Raw genomic sequence first — 18,477 nt, forward strand, 5'->3', positions numbered from 1 at the left:
GCGCACCATGGCCGAGGCGGCGCGCGAACAGCAGAACGAGGCGGTCATCGAGCGGCTGATCGCGTGCATCAACGACCGCCGCATCGAGGCGATGGACGAGCTCTTCCACGAGGATGCGGTGATGGACTGGCCGCAGTCGGGCGAGCGGGTGGTGGGCGGCGAGAACCGCCGCGGCGTCTACGGCGCCTTCCCGCAGCTGCCGACGATCACGCCGAGGCGGATGCTGAGCGCGGGTGACCTCGTGGTGGCCGAGGCGAGCCTCGACTACGGCGGCGGCGCGGTCTACGCGACGGTGTTCATCTTCGAGCTGACCGGCGGTCGCATCCTGCGCGAGACCGCCTACTGGGCGGAGCCCTTCGATGCGCCCGCCTGGCGCTCGCAGTGGGTCGAGGTGGCGTCCGCGTGACTCGAGGCGCCCGCGGGGCGGGCCGCCACTGCCGGTCGGAGGACGTCTGCGGCGCCCGCCCCTGCACATGAGTGTGCGGTTGCTGCGGCCGGAACACGTCCAGGCAGCAGCAACCGCACACCGTCGAGGCTGTCGCCTACTCGGTCTCGGCGGGGAGGATGAGCTCCTGGCCGGCCATGATCAGGTCCGGGTCGCTCAGCGTGTCCTGGTTGACGGCGAAGATGCCCAGCCAGCCGCTCTCGACCTCGTTCGACTCGGCGAGCTCGAAGAGCGTGTCGCCCGACTCGACCGTGATGGTCTCGTCACCGGGCTCGACGTCGGGCAGCTCGTAGCTCGGCGCGGCGGGCGCCGCTGCCGCCGCAGGGGCGGCCTGGCTCGAGGCCTGGCTGCTCGCGCCGCTCGACTGCGCGGGTGCGGCCTGCTGCGCGGGTGCCGCGTCGACCGGGGTGCTACTCGGGTTGGCCGAGCCGCTGGCGCCGATCTGCGCCGAGCACGAGGGCCATGCGCCCCAGCCCTGGCCGGCGAGCGTGTTCTCGGCCACACGGATCTGCTCGGCGCGCGAGGCGTCGGCCGGGTTGCCCGAGCCGCCGTAGGCCTGCCACGTCGACAGCGAGAACTGCAGGCCGCCGTAGTAGCCGTTGCCGGTGTTGATCGACCAGTTGCCGCCCGACTCGCACTGCGCGAGCGCGTCCCAGGTGGACTCCGACGCGGCGTTCGCAGCGGTCGGCAGGAGCACGGCGGTGGCGACCGTGGCGACGCCCGCGACGAGCCCGCCGAGTGCGACGCGCTTCGTTCGGCTCACGCCGGTGGTGGTCTGCTTCTTCATCACATTGAACTCCGCGGTCCCGTCTCGACGCGCGATCCGCGCATGCGTCCGCCCGGCCGGAGATATCGATTCGATGGAACGAAGGACTCGTGGGGCGGATTCGACGGCCGTCCTTCGCGTTCAAGCCGTCGAGACTACACGAACATCACAGTTCGGTAACGATTTGCGCTCCCGGCGAACGCGGTTGCTCGAACGGCAGATCCTCAGCAGCGTCGCCGCGCCCGTCGGACGACCTCCTCGGAAGGCATGGTCACAGCGAGGCGGGCTCCCGCAGCCCGGTGCGCACCAGCTGCAGCACCGAGTCGGCCAGCTGCTCGGGCGTGATCGGGCCGTCCGGCCGGTACCACTCGACGATGGAGTTGACCATGCCGAAGGTGAGCCGCTCGGCCACCTGCGGCTCCATGTCGGCGCGCAGCGTGCCCTCGTCGCGCGAGAGCTCGAACAGCGTGCGCAGCTTGCGGTCGATCGCCCGCCGCCGCGCCATCGCCTCAAGCTCGATCGGGGTGTTGCCGCGCAGCCGCAGCAGCAGCGTCACGTAGGGCTTGCGCTCGCACAGCACCAGCACCGCGCCGCGGATCACGAAGCGGATGCGGCTGACGACGGCCCCCGTCGTCGCCTCGGGTGCGTCGAACACGGCCTCGAGCGCGTCGAGCGCGTTCGCGAGCGCCACCTCGAGCATCTGCTCCTTGGAGTCGAAGTGGTGGTAGATCGCCGACTTCGACAGGCCCAGCCTCGCCGCGAGCACGCCGAGGGAGGTGGCGTCGTAGCCGCGCTCGTTGAACGCCTCGACGACCACCTCGAGCATCGAGTCGCGGTCGTAGCCGGGGCGGCCTCGGCGCCCGGCGGGCTCGGTCGTGGTGGTCATCTCACCAGTCTCCCAGCGCCGTCAGCGGTCCCGAGGCCCGAGACGGGCCTCGGCGCTGGGGTCGCGGCGGAGGCCCGAAAGGGCCTCCGCTTCACGCTCCACCGCGCAGGTCGTAGACGCGCTTGTACTTGCCCTCCGAGCGAGGCAACGACCCGCACGGCACGATCTGCACGCGCACCGAGGTGCCGATGCGGTCCTTGATGCGCACGCGCAGGATGTGCGCGGCCGCCTCCGAGACCTCGTGCGGCACGTGCGGCGTCGGCTCGATCTTCACGGTCATCTCGTCCATGCGGCCCGAGCGGGTCAGCTCGAGGATGAAGTGCGGGGTGAGGTGCTCGATGTCGAGCGCGATCTCCTCGATCTGGGTCGGGAAGAGGTTCACGCCGCGCAGGATGATCATGTCGTCGTTGCGGCCGGTGATCTTCTCGATGCGGCGCATCGTCGGCTGCGCGCTGCCCGGCAGCAGCCGGCTGAGGTCGCGGGTGCGGTAGCGCAGCACCGGGAACGCGCGCTTCGTCAGCGAGGTGAACACCAGCTCGCCCTGCTCCCCGTCGGGCAGCACCTCGCCGGTGTCGCCGTCGATGATCTCGGGCAGGAAGTGGTCCTCCCAGATGGTCGGGCCGTCCTTCGTCGCGGCGAACTCGCTGCCGACGCCCGGCCCCATGACCTCCGACAGCCCGTAGATGTCGACGGCGTCGATGGCCATCCGCTGCTCGAGCTCTGCCCGCATCTCGTTGGTCCACGGCTCGGCGCCGCAGATCGCCACCTGCAGTGACGTCTCGCGCGGGTCGAGCCCGGCGTCCTCGAACGCATCCGCGATCGTCAGCAGGTACGAGGGCGTGCACATGATCGCGTCGGGCTCGAAGTCGCGGATCAGCTGCACCTGCCGCACCGTCTGCCCGCCGGAGACCGGGATGGCGGTCGCGCCCAGCCGCTCGATGCCCGCGTGGGCGCCGAGTCCGCCGGTGAAGAGTCCGTAGCCGTAGGCGTTGTGCACCTTCATGCCCGGTCGCACCCCGGCGGCGCGCAGCGAGCGGGCGACCACGTCGGCCCAGTTGTCGAGATCGCCCTGCGTGTAGCCGACGACCGTCGGCCGCCCGGTGGTGCCGGAGGAGGCGTGGATGCGCGTGACCTCCTCCATCGGCACGGCGAACATGCCGTAGGGGTAGGACTCGCGCAGGTCCTCCTTGGTCGTGAAGGGCAGCTTCGCGAGGTCGGAGAGCTCACGGATGTCGCCGGGGTGCACGCCCGCCTCGTCGAGCTTGCGCGTGTAGGTGGGCACGTTCGCGTAGGCGTGGCGCACCGTCTCCTGCAGGCGCGTCAGCTGCAGCGCGCGCAGCTCGTCGAGCGAGAGCCGCTCGCCGCTGTCGCGCAGGTCGCCGCTGTCGCGCAGGGCCGCGCTGCCCTGAAGGTCGTCGGATGCGGTGCTCATGCGGGACCTCCGGGTCCGGTCGGCGCGGTGCGGCTGGTGGTGAAGGAGCGGCCGCGGAACTCGGCGACCGTCTCCCCCGTCTCGTCGACGATGGACACGTCGTAGATGCCGTTGCGGCCCGCCTTCCAGCGGCGCTCGGCGGTGGCGGTGAGCCTCTGGCCGGCGTGCGTCGCCTTGGCGAAGGTGATGTCGGCGCCGGAGGCGACCGTCATGTGCTCGTCCTCGTTGCAGGCGTAGGCGAAGGCGGTATCGGCGAGGGTGAACACCAGCCCGCCGTGCGTGATGCCGAACCCGTTCACCATCGAGTCGGCGACCGTCATCGTCAGCACCGCGCGGCCGCGCTCGAGCTCGGCGATCTCGATGCCGAACGCCGCCTTGGCGTTGTCGGTCTCGGCCATGATCGTGGCCAGCCACGACTCGTCCCTGGTCGTCTCCTGCGGCATGCGCGCTCCATTGCGTCGGCGTTCTCGGCAGGGGGCCGTTGCAGCCCCGCACGGGGCGAGTCTATACTTACTGAACGTTCGGTCACTAATTCGTTGCCGCACGCGACCACAGGAGGAAGTCGACGATGACGCTCACCGCACCCGACGCATCCGCTCGCCCTGACGACCAGCGCGAGCTGACCGAGGCAGAGGAGGCCTCGGCGCAGGCCGCCTTCGACGCGATCATCGAGGCCGACCAGCGCATCGAGCCGCGCGACTGGATGCCCGAGGCATACCGGAAGACGCTGATCCGGCAGATCTCGCAGCACGCGCACTCCGAGATCATCGGCATGCAGCCCGAGGGCAACTGGATCTCGCGCGCCCCGAGCCTCAAGCGCAAGGCCATCCTGATGGCGAAGGTGCAGGACGAGGCCGGCCACGGGCTCTACCTCTACTCGGCCGCGCAGACGCTCGGCATCTCGCGCGACGAGATGACCGAGCAGCTGATCGAGTCACGCGCCCGCTACTCGTCGATCTTCAACTACCCCACGCCCACCTGGGCCGACATGGGGGCGATCGGCTGGCTGGTCGACGGCGCCGCGATCTGCAACCAGGTGCCGCTGTGCCGCGCCTCGTACGGCCCCTACGGGCGCGCGATGGTGCGCATCTGCAAGGAAGAGTCGTTCCACCAGCGGCAGGGCTTCGAGATCCTGCTCGAGCTCAGCCAGGGCACGCCCGAGCAGCACCAGATGGCGCAGGACGCCGTGAACCGCTGGTACTGGCCCTCGCTCATGATGTTCGGCCCGCCGGACGACGAGTCGCCCAACTCGGCGCAGTCGATGGCGTGGAAGATCAAGCGCTTCTCGAACGACGAGCTGCGGCAGCGCTTCGTCGGCATGCTCGTGCCGCAGGCCGAGGTGCTGGGGCTGACGCTGCCCGACCCGAACCTGCGCTGGAACGACGAGACCAAGCAGTGGGACATGTCGGAGATCGACTGGACCGAGTTCAACGAGGTGCTCGCCGGCCGCGGGCCCGCGAACGCGCAGCGCATCCAGCACCGCCGCGACGCGCACGAGAGCGGCGCATGGGTGCGCGAGGCCGCCGCCGCGTACGCCGAGAAGCAGGCGGCGCGCGAGCGCCAGGCCGCATGATGATCTGCCGAGTTGAGGTTCTGCGCCCGTCGCAGCCTCAACTCGGACGCAGAACCTCAACTGACGAGATGGAGTGACCATGGCATCACCAGGCGATGTGGCCGGCGAGGGCTGGCCGCTGTACGAGGTGTTCGTGCGCGCGAACCGCGGGCTGAGCCACGTGCACGTGGGCTCGCTGCACGCGCCCGACGACGACATGGCGCTGCGCAACGCGCGCGACCTCTACACGCGCCGCAACGAGGGCGTCTCGGTGTGGGTGGTGCGCTCGAGCGCGATCACCACCAGCGACCCCGACCAGAAGGGCGCCTTCTTCGAGAGCCCGGCGGGCAAGAACTACCGGCACGCGAAGTACTACGAGAAGAGCGCGGAGGTGCCGCACCTGTGAACGCGCAGCTGAACGACGCCGAGCTCACCGCCGAGCCGCAGCCCGTCGACCCGAGCGACGCCGCGCAGCCGAAGCAGCGCGACGCCGCTGCGGTCAACGCCGAGTACGACGCCGAGGCGGCCGACGTGCACGGCGAGGTCACCGTCGACGAGCTCGACCTCGCCGCCGAGCTCTCGGGCGTGCCCTCCGCCAAGGCCACCGCCGACATCGCCGAGTACGCGCTGCGGCTCGGCGACGACGCGCTGATCCTCTCCCAGCGGCTCGGCTGGTGGATCTCGCGCGCGCCAGAGCTCGAGGAGGACATGGCGCTGGGCAACATCGCCCTCGACCTGCTCGGCCATGCCCGATCCCTGCTGCACTACGCCGGCAGCGCGACGGGCAAGTCCGAGGACGACCTCGCCTACTTCCGCGACGAGCACGAGTTCCGCTGCGCGTGGCTGTTCGAGCAGCCGAACGGCGACTTCGCCCACACCACCGTGCGCGGCCTGATCGCCGCGATCTGGATGCAGGAGCTCTACACGGCGCTGTCGCAGTCGACGGATGCGTCGCTCGCGGCCATCGCGGCGAAGTCGGTCAAGGAGGTGGCCTACCACCGCGACCACGCCGTGCAGTGGACGCTGCGCCTGGCCGGCGGCACCGAGGAGTCGCGCCGCCGGCTGCTCGAAGGCCTCACCGACCTGTGGACGTACACCGACGAGCTCTTCCGCGACGACGAGCTGCATGACCGCCTCGACGGCATCGCGCCGCGGCCCTCGAGCCTGCGCGCCGGCTATGACGAGATCTGGAACGCGGTGCTGGCCGAGGCCGAGATAGAGCCTGCGGACTACGTCGGCCGCAAGATCGGCTCGTCGTCCGGCGGCGGCCGCCACGGCAACCACTCGACGCACCTGGGCCCGCTGCTGGCCGAGATGCAGGTGCTGGCGCGCCGCCACCCGGGGGCGACGTGGTGAGCCGCACCGAGGCCGCGCGCGACGACCGAGGCCCGGGACGGGCCTCGGCGCTGGCGTCGCGGCGGAGGCCCGAAAGGGCCTCCGCTCCAGAGCTCCAGCGCGCGTGGGAGGTCGCCGCGGCGGTCGCCGACCCCGAGGTGCCCGTGCTCACCATCGAGGATCTCGGGGTGCTGCGCGCGGTCGAGGTCGACGCATCCGGCGTGCGCGTCACGCTCACCCCCACCTACTCGGGCTGCCCGGCCATCGACCAGATGCGCGACGACGTGCTGCTGGCGCTGACCGCCGAGGGCTACCGCGACATCACCGTCGACTTCACCCTCAGCCCCGCCTGGACCACCGACTGGATGAGTGAGGCCGGCAAGGCGAAGCTCGAGGCCTACGGCATCGCCCCGCCCACGCACCGCGCGGGCGAGCGAGGCGGCCCGATCCCGGTGATGCTGGGCGTGAAGTGCCCGCGCTGCCAGAGCCTGCGCACCCGCGAGGTCTCGCGCTTCGGCTCCACCGCCTGCAAGAGCCACTTCGAGTGCCTGGCGTGCCTCGAGCCCTTCGACCACTTCAAGGTGCACTGAGCGTGGCCGCGATCAACCTGGGCAGCCAGGGCCTGCCGACCGGCGGGGCGCCCGGCGCCACCGCATCCGCCCGCCGCCGCGGCCGCTTCCACGCCCTCGAGGTGGCTGAGGTGCGGCCGCTGACCGCCGAATCGGTCGAGGTGACCTTCGCGGTGCCCGACGAGCTGCACGACGCGTTCGGCTACGTCGCCGGCCAGCACCTGGCGCTGCGCAAGACCATCGACGGCCACGAGATGCGCCGCTCCTACTCGATCTGCCGCCCGCCGACCCCCGGCAGCATCTCGGTCGCCATCAAGCGCGACCTGGGCGGCCGCTTCTCGACCTGGGCGAACAGCGAGCTGCAGGCGGGCGAGCGCATCGACGTGATGAGCCCCGAGGGCTCGTTCACCTCGTCGCTCGACCGGGTCGACGGCGTGCACGTGGTCGGCATCGCGGCGGGATCGGGCATCACGCCGATGATGGCGCTCGCCAACGAGGTGCTCTCGGGCAGCGAGAGCTCGACCTTCTCGCTGCTGTTCTCGAACCGCTCGACGCTCGATGTGATGTTCATCGAGGAGCTCGCCGACCTCAAGGACCGCTACCCGGCGCGCCTCGCCCTGCACCACGTGCTCTCGCGCGAGCAGCGCGCGGCGCCGCTGATGTCGGGCCGCATCGACCAGGAGCGGCTCGAGCGCATCCTCGCCGAGCTCATCCGCCCCGAGAGCGTCGACGAGTGGTTCCTGTGCGGGCCGTTCGAGCTCGTGCAGCTGTGCCGCGACGTGCTCGCGGGCGCCGGCGTCGACCCCTCGCACGTGCGCTACGAGCTGTTCACCACGGGCAGGCCGACGGATGCCGCGGGCGACCGGGGCAGGCCGGTGGTCGTCGAGGAGGGCCAAGACACCTGGACGCTCGACTTCACCCTCGACGGGCAGTCGTCGCAGGTGCAGAGCCCGGTGGCGGCGCAGGAGTCGATCCTGAACGCCGCCCTGCGCGTGCGGCCGGACGTGCCGTTCGCGTGCGCGGGCGGCGTCTGCGGCACCTGCCGCGCGAAGGTCGTCTCGGGCAGCGTGAACATGACCGAGAACTACGCGCTGGAGCCCGACGAGCTCGAGCGCGGCTACGTGCTCACCTGCCAGTCCCACCCGAAGACCGACACGGTGGTCGTCGACTACGACGTCTAGACCATTACGGTGATCGAGCAGAGACGAAGGAGTCCCATGATCGAGCTGACCATCGCCGACGACGTGGCCGAGGTGGTGCTGAACGCGCCCGAGCAGCGCAACGCGGTCGACGCATCCGCCCTGCAGGAGATGGCGGATGCGTACCGGCAGGCCGAGCAGGCGGGCGTGCGCGCGCTCGTGCTGCGCGGGGAGGGCAAGGCCTTCTGCGCCGGCCGCGACATCTCGCAAGTGGACCCGGTGACCGACGACGCCTCCGGCTTCCTGCGCGGCAGGCTGCAGCCGCTGCTCGAGCAGATGGCGGCCTTCCCTGCACCCACCTTCGCGGTCGCGCACGGCGCGTGCCTCGGCATCGGGCTCGGGCTGCTGATCGCGACCGACGTGGTCTACGTGGCCGAGTCGGCGAAGCTCGGCAGCCCCTTCGCCGCACTCGGCGCCACGCTCGACTCGGGCGGGCACGCGCTCTTCTTCGAGCGGCTCGGCGCGCACCGCACCTTCGACCTGATCTACTCGGGACGGCTCATGTCGGGCGCCGAGGCGGTCGCGGCCGGGCTCTTCTCGCAGGCCTTCCCCGACGACGAGGTGCTGGCAGCGACCCGGGCGGCGGCCGCGCACGCGGCGCAGGGGCCGACGCTCGCGTTCCTGGCGACCAAGGAGATCCTCCGCGGGCTGCGCGACGAGCGGCAGGGGCTGTGGCGCTCGGTCGAGGCCGAGAACGCGGCGCAGGTCGCGCTGGCCCAGACGGAGGACTTCCGCGAGGGGTTCGCGGCCTTCCAGCAGAAGCGGAAGCCGAGCTTCACCGGCCGCGGCTGAGGCGGCCGGCCAGGCCAGCCGCACGGCGTAGCCTGCCGCCATGGATCACCTGCGCGCGCTGGCCGACTGCCAGGAGCAGTTCCTCGCGAGCACCCGGCGGGCCGACCTCGCGACGCCCATCCCCTGGCTCGGCCGGTGGACGGTCGAGAAGCTCGTCGTGCACCTCGCGCGCATCCACCACTGGGCCGCCGCGCAGGCGCGCCGCACGCAGGAGACGCCGCTCGGTCGCGGCCCCTTCGACGTGCCGCAGCTGTACGCGGAGTGCGCCGCCGAGCTGCGCGAGACGCTCGCCGAGCTCGACCCGGGCGCCCGCGCCTGGGCGCTCGTCGACGACGGCGTTCCGAGGGCCGAGCAGACCGGCACCGTGCGCTTCTGGCACCGGCGGCAGGCGCACGAGACGCTCGTGCACCTCTGGGATCTGCGCACCGCGATCGGCGAGCCGCTCGCCGCCGACGGCTTCGCGCCCGGCGACGAGGCGTGGGTCGACTGCCTCGACGAGGTCGTCACCGTCATGCACCCGCGGCAGCTGCGGCTCGAGCGCGTCGCCCGGCCCGCGGCACGCATCGTGTTCCGACCGGAGGGGGCGGATGCGTCGCTGACGCTGGGCGGTGCGGCCGACGACGCGCCGGAGGTCGTCATCGCGGGCCCCGCGCGGTCGCTCGCGCTGCTGGCCTGGGGACGGGGCGTCCCGGACGACGACCGGCTCGCCGCCGAGGGCGTCGAGGTGACGGGTGACCGGATTCTGGCGGAGGCGGTCGTGCGGGCCGGGCTGACGCCCTGAGGAAGCGCCGAGCCCTCGCCTGCTGCGCCGGTCGACGGGGCAGATCTACCCAAGCGATCGGCGCGCCAACCGCCCCGCGTCCGGGAGAATGGGCGCATGAGCAACCCGAGCGTCATCCCCATCGGCCAGCCGTTGCCCGGCGTCTCGTTCGGCACCGCAGTGCAGCGCTTCTTCAGGGGCTACGTCGTCTTCTCGGGCCGTGCGAGCCGGAGCGAGTTCTGGTGGGCGACGCTCTTCACCACGCTGATCATGCTGGTCGCGCAGGTGCCGTTCTGGATCGCATACGTCGCGTTGATGGTCGAGACGATCCGGCTCGACACGACCAATCCGAACGGCGACCCGACCGCCATCATGAGCGCGATGTTCGCGATGCTCGGCTGGATGATCCCGATGCTCCTCGTCGCGCTGGCGGTCGTGCTGCCGAGCCTCGCGGTGATGTGGCGGCGCTTGCAGGACGCGAACTTCCACGGCGCCTTCGCGCTGCTGCAGCTCATCAGTCTCGGCATCGTGCCGCTGATCATGTGCTTCTTCCCGTCGAATCCGCTCGGCGTGCGCTTCGACCCGGCATACCGGGCGCAGCAGGCGGCTGCCTACGCCGCCTACGGTCAGGCCTACGGGCAGCAGCCCGCCGGCTACGCGCAGCCGCAGGGCTACGGGCTGCAGCAGGGTCACGGCCAAGCAGGTCCTGCATACGGGCAGCCGTATGGCCAGCAGCCCTACGGCGACCAGCCCTACAGCGGCGGCTACCCGCAGCAGTCGAGCGGGCCCTACGACCAGCCCGGTCAGCCCGGCGCCTGAGGCACAATGCGCACGTCGGCGGCCTCCCGCGGCCGGTGACGCGCATCGAAGCCGCGCTCGTTCGGCGCCCACACCTCGCGCCAGAGCGTGTCGTGGTCGGCGCCCGCCTCACGGTCGCGACGCATCCCTCGCTCCATCGACTCGGCGAGCGGCACATCGACCCACACGGTGAGATCGAGCAGCGGCAGCAGCACGGGGTGCAGCAGCCCGACGGCATCGACGAGCACGATCGGCGCGGGCTCCTGCGTGCGCGCCGGCTGCCGCCCGCCGGTCGCCCAGTCGACCGGATGGACCATCGCCGGCCGGCCGGCGCCCATCGCCTCGAGCACCGACGCGAGCTCGTCGCGATGCAGCGCAGCCCACTCGTCGCTGCGCTCGCGGCTGCCGAGCGGGTCGAGGAAGTCGTCGCCGCGCACCCGCGCCGCCCCGGGCAGCAGCGCCTGCAGGGCCCTCGCGAGCGTCGACTTGCCCGAGCCGCCGTAGCCGGCGATGCCGACGACGGTGACGGCGCCCTGCTCGCCGAGCTGACGGATGCGCTGCGCCAGCTCGTCGGCGCCCGTCACGGTCTCAGCCACGTCGGTCCTGGTCTTGCGCGGTGGAGCTGGGGGCCGGGCCCACGAGCGCTGCGACGCGCTCGGCGGTGCCCCACGAGAGCGTCATGCCCGCGCCGCCGTGCCCGTACGCGGCGATGACCCGCAGGGCGCGGCCGGGCACCTCCTCGATGCGGAGCGTCGCACGGGCGGGCCGCAGCCCGACGGCGCGCGAGAGGATCTCGGCGCCGGCGAGCCCAGGCACCAGCGCCGCGGCGCGCGCCAGGATGCCGGCCTCGATCTCGGGATCGGGATCGAGCGAGATGGCGCCCACCTCGTGCGTGCCGCCCAGCACCAGGCAGTCGCGGCGCGGCAGCACGTAGGTGATGCCCTCGGGCCCCTCGTCGTCGATGCGGAACTCCCAGAAGCCGGGGTTCGACACCCGCACGACCTGGCCGCGGATAGGCACCACCGTGTCGTCGTCGCCCAGCAGCGCGCCCGAGCGCACCCCGGCGGCGACGACGACGATGTCGAAGTCGTGCGCCAGCGCATCCACACCCTGCTGCTCGGGCCCGGGCACCGACCGCTGCTCGAGGCGCACGCCCAGCGCGTGGCACTGCGCCTGCAGCCAGGGCAGGTACTGCGTCATGGTCGCCAGCGGCAGCCGCGTGCGCATGCCGGTGGCGCCTGCGGGCAGCTCGGCGGCGGAGGCCTCGCGCGCGTCGACCCACCGGGTCCACGAGCGCTCGGGCGTGGCGGAGCGCTCGATGATGATGCCCTCGCGCAGGTCGACGCCCGCGTCGGGATCCTCGGCGATCGCGCGGAAGCGGCGCAGCGAGGCCTCGAGCATGACGTCGACGGCGGGCGAGCGCTCGGCCTCGTAGGGGAACCAGATGGCGCCTGCGGCCGCCGAGGTGGTGACCAGCGAGTCGAGCTCGGTCAGCACCGTGACCGTGCGGCCGGGCGCGCCCGCGGCGGCGAGCTCGTGCGCGATCGACAGCCCGATCACGCCGGCGCCGATGACGGCGATCCGCTCACTCATGCGCCCATCCTCGTCCGTCAGACGGGCGAGCGGTAGGGCGACGCCGATAATCGTGTTGCCAAACCACTGGCCCGTCTGAAGAGCGCGAGCGCGCGGCTACTCGGCCGGCGCGAGAGCGGTGGGCTCCTCGGGCGCGGACGCGGTGGGCTCCTCGACGGTCGGTGCGGCGGGCGCCTCAGCGCCCGCGGCAGTCACCGCGATCGCGTCGTCCGCCACGTCGACGCGCACGGTGCCCGACTCGAGGCCGCCGACGATCAGGTCGGCGACCCGATCCTCGACCTCACGCTGGATGAGCCTGCGCAGCGGCCGCGCGCCGAACTCGGGCTCGTAGCCGTGCTCCGCCAGCCAGCCGAGTGCCGCATCCGTCACCTCGAGCTCGATGTCCTGCGTCCGCAGCCGGTCGCCGACGCGGTCGAGCAGCAGCGTGACGATCTGCTGCAGCTGCTCGCGCTCGAGCTTCTGGAACAGCACGATCTCGTCGATGCGGTTGATGAGCTCCGGGCGCATCTGCTCGCGCAGCTTGCCCATCACCTTCGCGCGCAGCTCGTCGGCAGCCCCGGCGGCGTCTCCCGCCTGGAAGCCCATCGGCCCCGACTTGGAGGCGAGGAACTCACCGCCGAGGTTCGAGGTCATGATGACGACCGTGTTGCGGAAGTCGACCGTGCGGCCCTGGCCGTCGGTGAGGCGGCCGTCCTCGAGCACCTGCAGCAGCAGGTTGAAGACATCCGGGTGCGCCTTCTCGATCTCGTCGAGCAGCACCACCGAGTAGGGCTGGCGGCGGATCTTCTCGGTCAGCTGCCCGGCCTCGTCGTAGCCGACGTACCCGGGAGGGGCGCCGATCAGCCGCGCGACCGTGTGCCGCTCGCCGAACTCCGACATGTCGAAGCGCACGAGCGCGCCCTCCGAGCCGAACAGGCTCTCCGACAGCGCCTTCGCGAGCTCCGTCTTGCCGACGCCCGTGGGCCCGAGGAAGAGGAACGAGCCGATCGGGCGGCTGGCGTCGCCCAGCCCCGAGCGCGACCGGCGCACGGCCTTCGCGACCGCGCTCACCGCATCCGTCTGCCCGACGACCCGCTGGTGCAGCTCGTCCTCCAGCACGGCCAGCCGCTGCTTGTCGCCCTCGGTCAGGCGCGACGCGGGGATGCCGGTGGCGCGCGCGACGACCTCGGCGATCGCCGCCTCGTCGACGACGCCGTCCTCGCCCGAGCCCGACTCGATCGACGCCTGGATGGCGCCGATGCGGTCGCGCAGGCGGGTCGCCTCCTCGAACTCCTCGGCCGCGACGGCCTGGCGCTTCTCCTCCTCCAGGTGCTCCTTCTCCTTCACCAGGGCATCCACGTCGACCTTCGCGCCCAGGCGCAGGCGCAGGCGTGCGCCGGCCTGGTCGATCAGGTCGATGGCCTTGTCGGGGAGGAAGCGGTCGCTGATGTAGCGGTGCGAGAGGTCGACCGCCGCCTTGATGGCGGCGTCGGTGTAGCTGACGCGGTGGTGCTCCTCGTAGGCTGACTTCAGCCCGTCAAGGATCAGCACGGCGTCCTCGACGCTCGGCTCGGCCACCAGCACCGGCTGGAAGCGGCGGGTGAGCGCGGCGTCCTTCTCGATGCGGCGGAACTCCGCCAGCGTGGTCGCGCCGATCATGTGCAGTTCGCCGCGCGCCAGCCGCGGCTTCAGGATGTTCGCGGCGTCCATGCCGCCCTCGCCGCCGCCGCCGGCGCCCAGGATCGTGTGCAGCTCGTCGAGGAAGACGATCAGCTCATCCTTGTGCGCGGTGATCTCGTCCATCGCCTTGGTGATGCGCTCCTCGAAGTCGCCGCGGTAGCGCGTGCCGGCGACCATCGCGGTCAGGTCGAGCGCGACGACGCGCTTGCCGTGCAGCGACTTCGGCACGGTGCCGGCCGAGGTCGAGCCCTCGACGATCGCGCGGGCGAGCCCCTCGACGATGGCGGTCTTGCCGACGCCTGCCTCGCCGATCAGCACCGGGTTGTTCTTGGTGCGGCGCGAGAGGATCTCGATGGTCTGCTCGATCTCGTCGGCCCGGCCGATGACCGGGTCGAGCTCGCCGTCGCGGGCGCGCTGGGTGAGGTCGATGCCGAACTCGTCGAGCGTGGGCGTGGTGGAGTTCGGGTCGATCGCCTTCGACGGCGTGCGGCCCTGCTGCGCCTCGGCGGCCTGCCGCTGCGCCTGCATCGCACCGCGCTGCAGCGACTCCTGCGTGACGCCGGCCTCCTGCAGCACGGCGCCGGCGGCGCTGTCGCCGGCCAGCAGGAACGCGAAGAACAGGTGCTGCGGCTCGATGTAGCTCGAGCCGTTGGCGCGCGCCAGCTGGTAGGCATCGCGCAGTGCTCGTTGAGCGGATGCGGTGAGGCTCGGGGGCCCGGAGACCTCCGTCGTGCCCTCGGCCGGCAGGCGATCGGCGATGGTCTCGCGCAGCTGGTCGACGTCGGCGCCGGCGCCCTGGAGCCCGGCGGCGAACTCGGGCAGCTCGAGCAGCGCGTGCAGCAGGTGCAGCGCGTCGACCTCTGGGTGCTTGTGCTCGCGGGCGTACTCGAGCGCGCTGGCCATCACCGATCCGGTGCGGCGCGAGATCAGCCTCGACACGTCGATCGAGCGCGCTGCGGGCGTGCGCCCGCCCTGCTGCATCAGTCGCGCGATGAGGTCGTCGAACGATCCGTCGCCGACCGGTCCGTAGATGGCTGCCATGTGCATACCCCTCGTGGTCGTTCCAAACTTGAGTGTCTCTGACTCAAGTTAGAACACTCCGACCGCGAGCGCATTCCCGTTCGCCGAGGGCGAGCGCGCCGCGCCGGCAACCCGACAGAGGCGGCGACGGCCGGATGGTCCGGTCGGATGACGTCCTGACGGGTCGGCGGTCGCGCTGGGGCGCCGACGGCTCAGCCGGCCGCGTTCCTGACGAGCTTCGCCACCTGCTCGCGCACCGCATCCGTCACGTTCACGATCGCGTACGAGACCGCCCACATGTCGCCGTCGTCGAGCGCCGCGTTGTCCTGGAAGCCGAGCGTGCCGTAGCGGGCGTCGAACTTCGAGGCCTGCTGGTAGAACACCAGCACCTTGCCGTCGCGCGCGTAGGCGGGGAAGCCGTACCAGGTCTTCGGGTCGAGCTCGGGGGCGACCTCGGTGACCACCTCGTGGATCATCTGGGCGATCTGCTTGTCGGGCTCGGGCAGGCCGGCGATCGTGTCGAGCACGTCCTGCAGGTCCTTCTCCTTCTTGCTGCCGCCCTTGCGGCCGGCCTGCTTGCGCAGCTCGGCGGTGCGCTCCTTGAGCGCCTGCTTCTCGAAGTCGGAGAGCTTGCCGTCGTCGTCAGCCATGGGTGCCGTTCCTCTCGTCGGGTGTGCGCGCCGCGCGTCGACGCGTGGGTCGCGCTGTGTGCTGCCATCGATCATGCCGCGTGCGCCCTGCTCGCGCTTCTCCGATCCTGCGCGATGCCGGAGCGATGCCCGAACAATGCCGCGAGATGCCCGAACCAACGCTGGACCCCTCCGAGATCTGCGGTCCCGATCGAACGGGTCCGCGGATTCCGAAGGGGTCCAAGGGCGGATGCGGTGGGCCGCGCCAGGCGGCCCACCCGCGTCAGGCGACCGGTACCGGCTCCCGGCGCTCGTCGCGACCCGCGCCGGGCTGGTCGTCCGCGCCCGAGTCGGCCGAGGCATCCGCACCGCCTGACGCACTCGCACCGGTCGGCGCCGCGGGCGCCGCCTCGTCGAGGTCGTCGGCGTCGTCCGCGAAGGGCACGTCGCCGCGCTCGGCGTTGTAGAGGCCGAGGTCGAGGATGCCCTCCCGCTTGGCGACGATGGTCGGCACCAGTGCCTGGCCCGCGACGTTGATCGCCGTGCGGCCCATGTCGACGATCGGGTCGACGGCGAGCAGCAGGCCGACGCCCTCGAGCGGCAGGCCGAGCGTCGACAGCGTCAGCGTCAGCATGACGGTGGCGCCCGTCGTGCCGGCGGTGGCGGCCGAGCCGACGATCGAGACGAACGCGATCAGCACGTACTGGATGAGCGTGAGCTCGATGCCGAAGAACTGCGCGACGAAGATGGCGGCGATGGCCGGGTAGATCGCGGCGCAGCCATCCATCTTGGTGGTCGAGCCGAAGGGCACCGCGAACGATGCGTACTCGCGCGGCACGCCCAGGTTGCGCTCGGTCACCCGCTGCGTCAGCGGCAGCGTGCCCATCGACGAGCGGCTCACGAAGGCGAGCTGCACGGCGGGCCAGACGCCCGAGAAGTACTTGCGGATCGACAGCCCGTGCGTCTTGATGAGCACCGGGTAGACGACGAACAGCACGAGCGCGAGGCCGAGGTAGATGGCGGCCACGAACCAGGCGAGCGTGCCGAGCTTCTCCCAGCCGTACTGCACGACCGCGTTGCCGAGCAGGCCGACCGTGCCGATCGGGGCGATCCGGATGATCCACCACAGCACCTTCTGGATGACCTTCAGCGCCGACTGCGTGAAGTCGAGGAAGGGCTCGGCCTTCTTGCCGAGCTTGAGCGCGGCGATGCCGATGGCGGCGGCGATCACGATCACCTGCAGCACGTTGAAGCCGACCGATGCGGTGATGTCACCAGAGTCGGATGCGCGGGTCGAGACGGTCAGGCCGAGGAAGTTCTGCGGCACCAGGCCGATCAGGAAGTCCCACCAGCCGCCGACGCGGCTGGGCTCAGCGGTCTCGAGCGCGCCGGTGTCGACGCGCGAGCCCGGCTGCAGCGTGGTGCCGAGCGTGATGCCGATCGAGACCGCGATGGCCGCGGTGATCGCGAACCACAGCAGCGTCTGACCGGCGAGGCGCGCTGCGTTCTGCACCTTCCGCAGCTGCGCGATCGAGGCGATGATCGCCGTCAGGATGAGCGGCACGACCGCGGTCTTCAGCAGCGCCACGTAGCTCGAGCCGATCGTGGCGAGCGTCGCGGCGAGCGCGTTCGGGGCATCCTCAGCGCCGGGGCCGATCTGGCGGGCGATGAGGCCGAGCACGACGCCCAGCACGAGGGCGAGCGTGATCTGGAAGCCGAACGAGCCCAGCAGCGTACGGGCTCGGCTCTTCGGTGCGCGCGCGGGTGCGCGCTGTGTGGTCGCGGACACAATGCTCCTCATGGATGCGGTGGGTGGGTGTCCGGGCCACGTCGCCCGGTTGCTCATTCAGTTATACCTCCCATCACGCCTCATTGCATCCATATCGACACGATTCGTCACATTCGATGGAGCCCGACGGCCGATCGGCGCGCGCGAAGGCCGATCAGCAGGGCGGTGAACGTGACCCGCGCCCGCACAGCGGAATGCCGGCGCGCGCGGGGCCGTTCCACCGACCATGCGCAAACGGATCGGCTTCCTCTCCTTCGGGCACTACCGCGACGTGCCCGGCTCGCGCGTGCCGACCGCCGGCGACTCGCTGCGCATGCACGTCGACCTGGCGGTCGCGGCCGAGGAGGCGGGGCTGGACGGCGCCTGGGTGCGCGTGCACCACTTCGACCAGTCGCTCGCCACCCCGTACCCGCTGCTGGCCGCGATGGGGGCGCGCACGTCCACGCTCGAGCTCGGCACCGGCGTGATCGACCTGCGCTACGAACAGCCGCTGGCGATGACCGAGATCGCGAGCGCCACCGACCTCATCACCGGCGGCCGGCTGCAGCTGGGCATCTCGCGCGGCTCGCCCGAGCGCGCCGCTGACGGCCAGGAGCGCTTCGGGCTGCCGCTGCCGGACGGGGCGAATTGGTCGGATCTGGCGCGCGACCGCGCCGCGCACGTGCGCCGGGCGCTGCGGGGTGAACCGCAGGCGCGCTCGGCTCGCGCGATGCAGCTCGGCCAGCGTCCCGACCTGCCGGTCGAGCCGCGCTCGCCCGGTCTCGCCGATCGCCTCTGGTGGGGCGCGGGCAACCACGCGAGCGGGCTGTGGGCGGCCGAGCACGGCTACCACCTGCTCTCCTCCACGCTGCTGCTGCAGGATGACGGCCGCCCCTTCCACGTGCAGCAGGCCGAGCAGGTGCGCGCCTATCGCGACGCCTACGCCGCGGCGGGGCACGCGCTCGAGCCGCGCACGGCCGTCACGCGCAGCGCCTTCCCGATCGTGAATGACGACGACCGCCGCTACTTCGGCCTCGCCGACGAGCAGCGGGACGGCGTCGGCCACCTCGACGGCGGGGCGGCCCGCAGCGGCCCGACCTACGCGGGCGAGCCCGAGCATGTCGCCCGTCGCCTGCTCGCCGACGAGGCGGTGCAGGAGGCGGACACGGTGCTGTTCGCGCTGCCGAGCCAGCTCGGCTACGACTACAACGCGCACCTGCTGGCCTCGCTCGGCGCCCTGGCCGGCGCGCTCGGCTGGCGCGACTGATGCGCCC

General features: G+C 71.8%; 19 protein-coding genes. 10 read left to right on the plus strand and 9 right to left on the minus strand.

The window, feature by feature from the left end; genetic code table 11:
• Positions 1-7: 7 nt before the first annotated feature.
• Complete coding sequence (locus tag BM288_RS06205; RefSeq protein WP_092916982.1) at positions 8-406, plus strand: nuclear transport factor 2 family protein; 399 nt, start codon at positions 8-10, stop codon at positions 404-406.
• A gap of 136 nt (positions 407-542) precedes the next feature.
• On the opposite strand, the gene BM288_RS06210 is transcribed toward BM288_RS06205, so the two are convergent.
• The 4 genes from BM288_RS06210 to paaI form a co-directional block, all read right to left on the minus strand.
• A complete protein-coding gene (locus BM288_RS06210) occupies positions 543-1,232 on the minus strand; it encodes a transglycosylase family protein (RefSeq protein ID WP_092916984.1) in 690 nt (229 codons plus the stop codon).
• A gap of 250 nt (positions 1,233-1,482) precedes the next feature.
• Positions 1,483-2,097, minus strand: a complete 615-nt coding sequence (locus BM288_RS06215) for a TetR/AcrR family transcriptional regulator (protein WP_092916986.1) — start codon at positions 2,095-2,097, stop codon at positions 1,483-1,485.
• A 91-nt stretch (positions 2,098-2,188) separates the two neighbouring features.
• Positions 2,189-3,529: a phenylacetate--CoA ligase PaaK gene (gene paaK / locus BM288_RS06220; RefSeq protein ID WP_092916988.1), complete on the minus strand. Its 1,341-nt coding sequence runs from the start codon at positions 3,527-3,529 to the stop codon at positions 2,189-2,191.
• A complete protein-coding gene (paaI, locus tag BM288_RS06225; protein WP_318255369.1) occupies positions 3,526-3,972 on the minus strand; it encodes a hydroxyphenylacetyl-CoA thioesterase PaaI in 447 nt (148 codons plus the stop codon). Before paaI ends, paaK begins: the two co-directional genes overlap by 4 nt.
• A 125-nt stretch (positions 3,973-4,097) precedes the next feature.
• Between paaI and paaA the strand changes: the two genes are divergently transcribed.
• The 8 genes from paaA (at position 4,098) to BM288_RS06265 (ending at position 10,555) form a co-directional block, all read left to right on the plus strand.
• Positions 4,098-5,102, plus strand: coding sequence for a 1,2-phenylacetyl-CoA epoxidase subunit PaaA (paaA, locus tag BM288_RS06230; RefSeq protein WP_092916990.1), 1,005 nt, complete (start codon positions 4,098-4,100; stop codon positions 5,100-5,102).
• A 79-nt stretch (positions 5,103-5,181) separates the two neighbouring features.
• Positions 5,182-5,487 (plus strand): 1,2-phenylacetyl-CoA epoxidase subunit PaaB, encoded by a 306-nt coding sequence (gene paaB / locus BM288_RS06235; RefSeq protein WP_092917762.1) that lies wholly within the window; start codon positions 5,182-5,184, stop codon positions 5,485-5,487.
• Positions 5,488-5,612: 125 nt separating this feature from the next.
• Positions 5,613-6,437: a 1,2-phenylacetyl-CoA epoxidase subunit PaaC gene (gene paaC / locus BM288_RS06240; RefSeq protein WP_092917764.1), complete on the plus strand. Its 825-nt coding sequence runs from the start codon at positions 5,613-5,615 to the stop codon at positions 6,435-6,437.
• A gap of 50 nt (positions 6,438-6,487) precedes the next feature.
• Entirely contained in the window at positions 6,488-7,006 is a 519-nt protein-coding gene (gene paaD, locus BM288_RS06245; protein ID WP_092917766.1) for a 1,2-phenylacetyl-CoA epoxidase subunit PaaD, read from the plus strand.
• Positions 7,007-7,017: 11 nt separating this feature from the next.
• On the plus strand, positions 7,018-8,166 hold the full coding sequence (gene paaE / locus BM288_RS06250) for a 1,2-phenylacetyl-CoA epoxidase subunit PaaE (protein ID WP_318255424.1): 1,149 nt from the start codon (positions 7,018-7,020) through the stop codon (positions 8,164-8,166).
• Between the two features lie 36 nt (positions 8,167-8,202).
• Positions 8,203-8,976 (plus strand): enoyl-CoA hydratase/isomerase family protein, encoded by a 774-nt coding sequence (locus tag BM288_RS06255; RefSeq protein WP_092916992.1) that lies wholly within the window; start codon positions 8,203-8,205, stop codon positions 8,974-8,976.
• A 40-nt stretch (positions 8,977-9,016) separates the two neighbouring features.
• Complete coding sequence (locus tag BM288_RS06260; protein WP_092916994.1) at positions 9,017-9,757, plus strand: maleylpyruvate isomerase family mycothiol-dependent enzyme; 741 nt, start codon at positions 9,017-9,019, stop codon at positions 9,755-9,757.
• A 96-nt stretch (positions 9,758-9,853) separates the two neighbouring features.
• Positions 9,854-10,555 (plus strand): DUF805 domain-containing protein, encoded by a 702-nt coding sequence (locus tag BM288_RS06265; protein WP_092916996.1) that lies wholly within the window; start codon positions 9,854-9,856, stop codon positions 10,553-10,555.
• Here the strand turns inward: BM288_RS06265 and BM288_RS06270 are convergent.
• The 5 genes from BM288_RS06270 to BM288_RS06290 all read right to left on the minus strand — a co-directional run bounded on the left by BM288_RS06270 (position 10,540) and on the right by BM288_RS06290 (position 17,236).
• A complete protein-coding gene (locus BM288_RS06270) occupies positions 10,540-11,130 on the minus strand; it encodes a uridine kinase family protein (protein WP_318255370.1) in 591 nt (196 codons plus the stop codon). The genes BM288_RS06265 and BM288_RS06270 overlap by 16 nt on opposite strands.
• On the minus strand, positions 11,123-12,127 hold the full coding sequence (locus BM288_RS06275; protein WP_092916998.1) for an NAD(P)/FAD-dependent oxidoreductase: 1,005 nt from the start codon (positions 12,125-12,127) through the stop codon (positions 11,123-11,125). The genes BM288_RS06270 and BM288_RS06275 overlap by 8 nt, the downstream gene beginning before the upstream one ends.
• Before the next feature lie 96 nt (positions 12,128-12,223).
• The gene (locus BM288_RS06280) at positions 12,224-14,827 is read right to left on the minus strand and encodes an ATP-dependent Clp protease ATP-binding subunit (protein WP_092917772.1); all 2,604 of its coding nucleotides are present in this window, start codon (positions 14,825-14,827) and stop codon (positions 12,224-12,226) included.
• Between the two features lie 191 nt (positions 14,828-15,018).
• Entirely contained in the window at positions 15,019-15,456 is a 438-nt protein-coding gene (locus BM288_RS06285; protein WP_092917000.1) for an iron chaperone, read from the minus strand.
• 262 nt (positions 15,457-15,718) lie between these two features.
• Entirely contained in the window at positions 15,719-17,236 is a 1,518-nt protein-coding gene (locus BM288_RS06290) for a dicarboxylate/amino acid:cation symporter (RefSeq protein WP_092917002.1), read from the minus strand.
• A 214-nt stretch (positions 17,237-17,450) separates the two neighbouring features.
• On the opposite strand from BM288_RS06290, the gene BM288_RS06295 reads away from it, so the two are divergent.
• The gene (locus tag BM288_RS06295) at positions 17,451-18,470 is read left to right on the plus strand and encodes an LLM class flavin-dependent oxidoreductase (RefSeq protein WP_092917004.1); all 1,020 of its coding nucleotides are present in this window, start codon (positions 17,451-17,453) and stop codon (positions 18,468-18,470) included.
• Positions 18,471-18,477 lie beyond the last annotated feature (7 nt).

This window comes from Agrococcus baldri, from assembly GCA_900114805.1.
GTDB classification, from domain to species: domain Bacteria; phylum Actinomycetota; class Actinomycetes; order Actinomycetales; family Microbacteriaceae; genus Agrococcus; species Agrococcus baldri.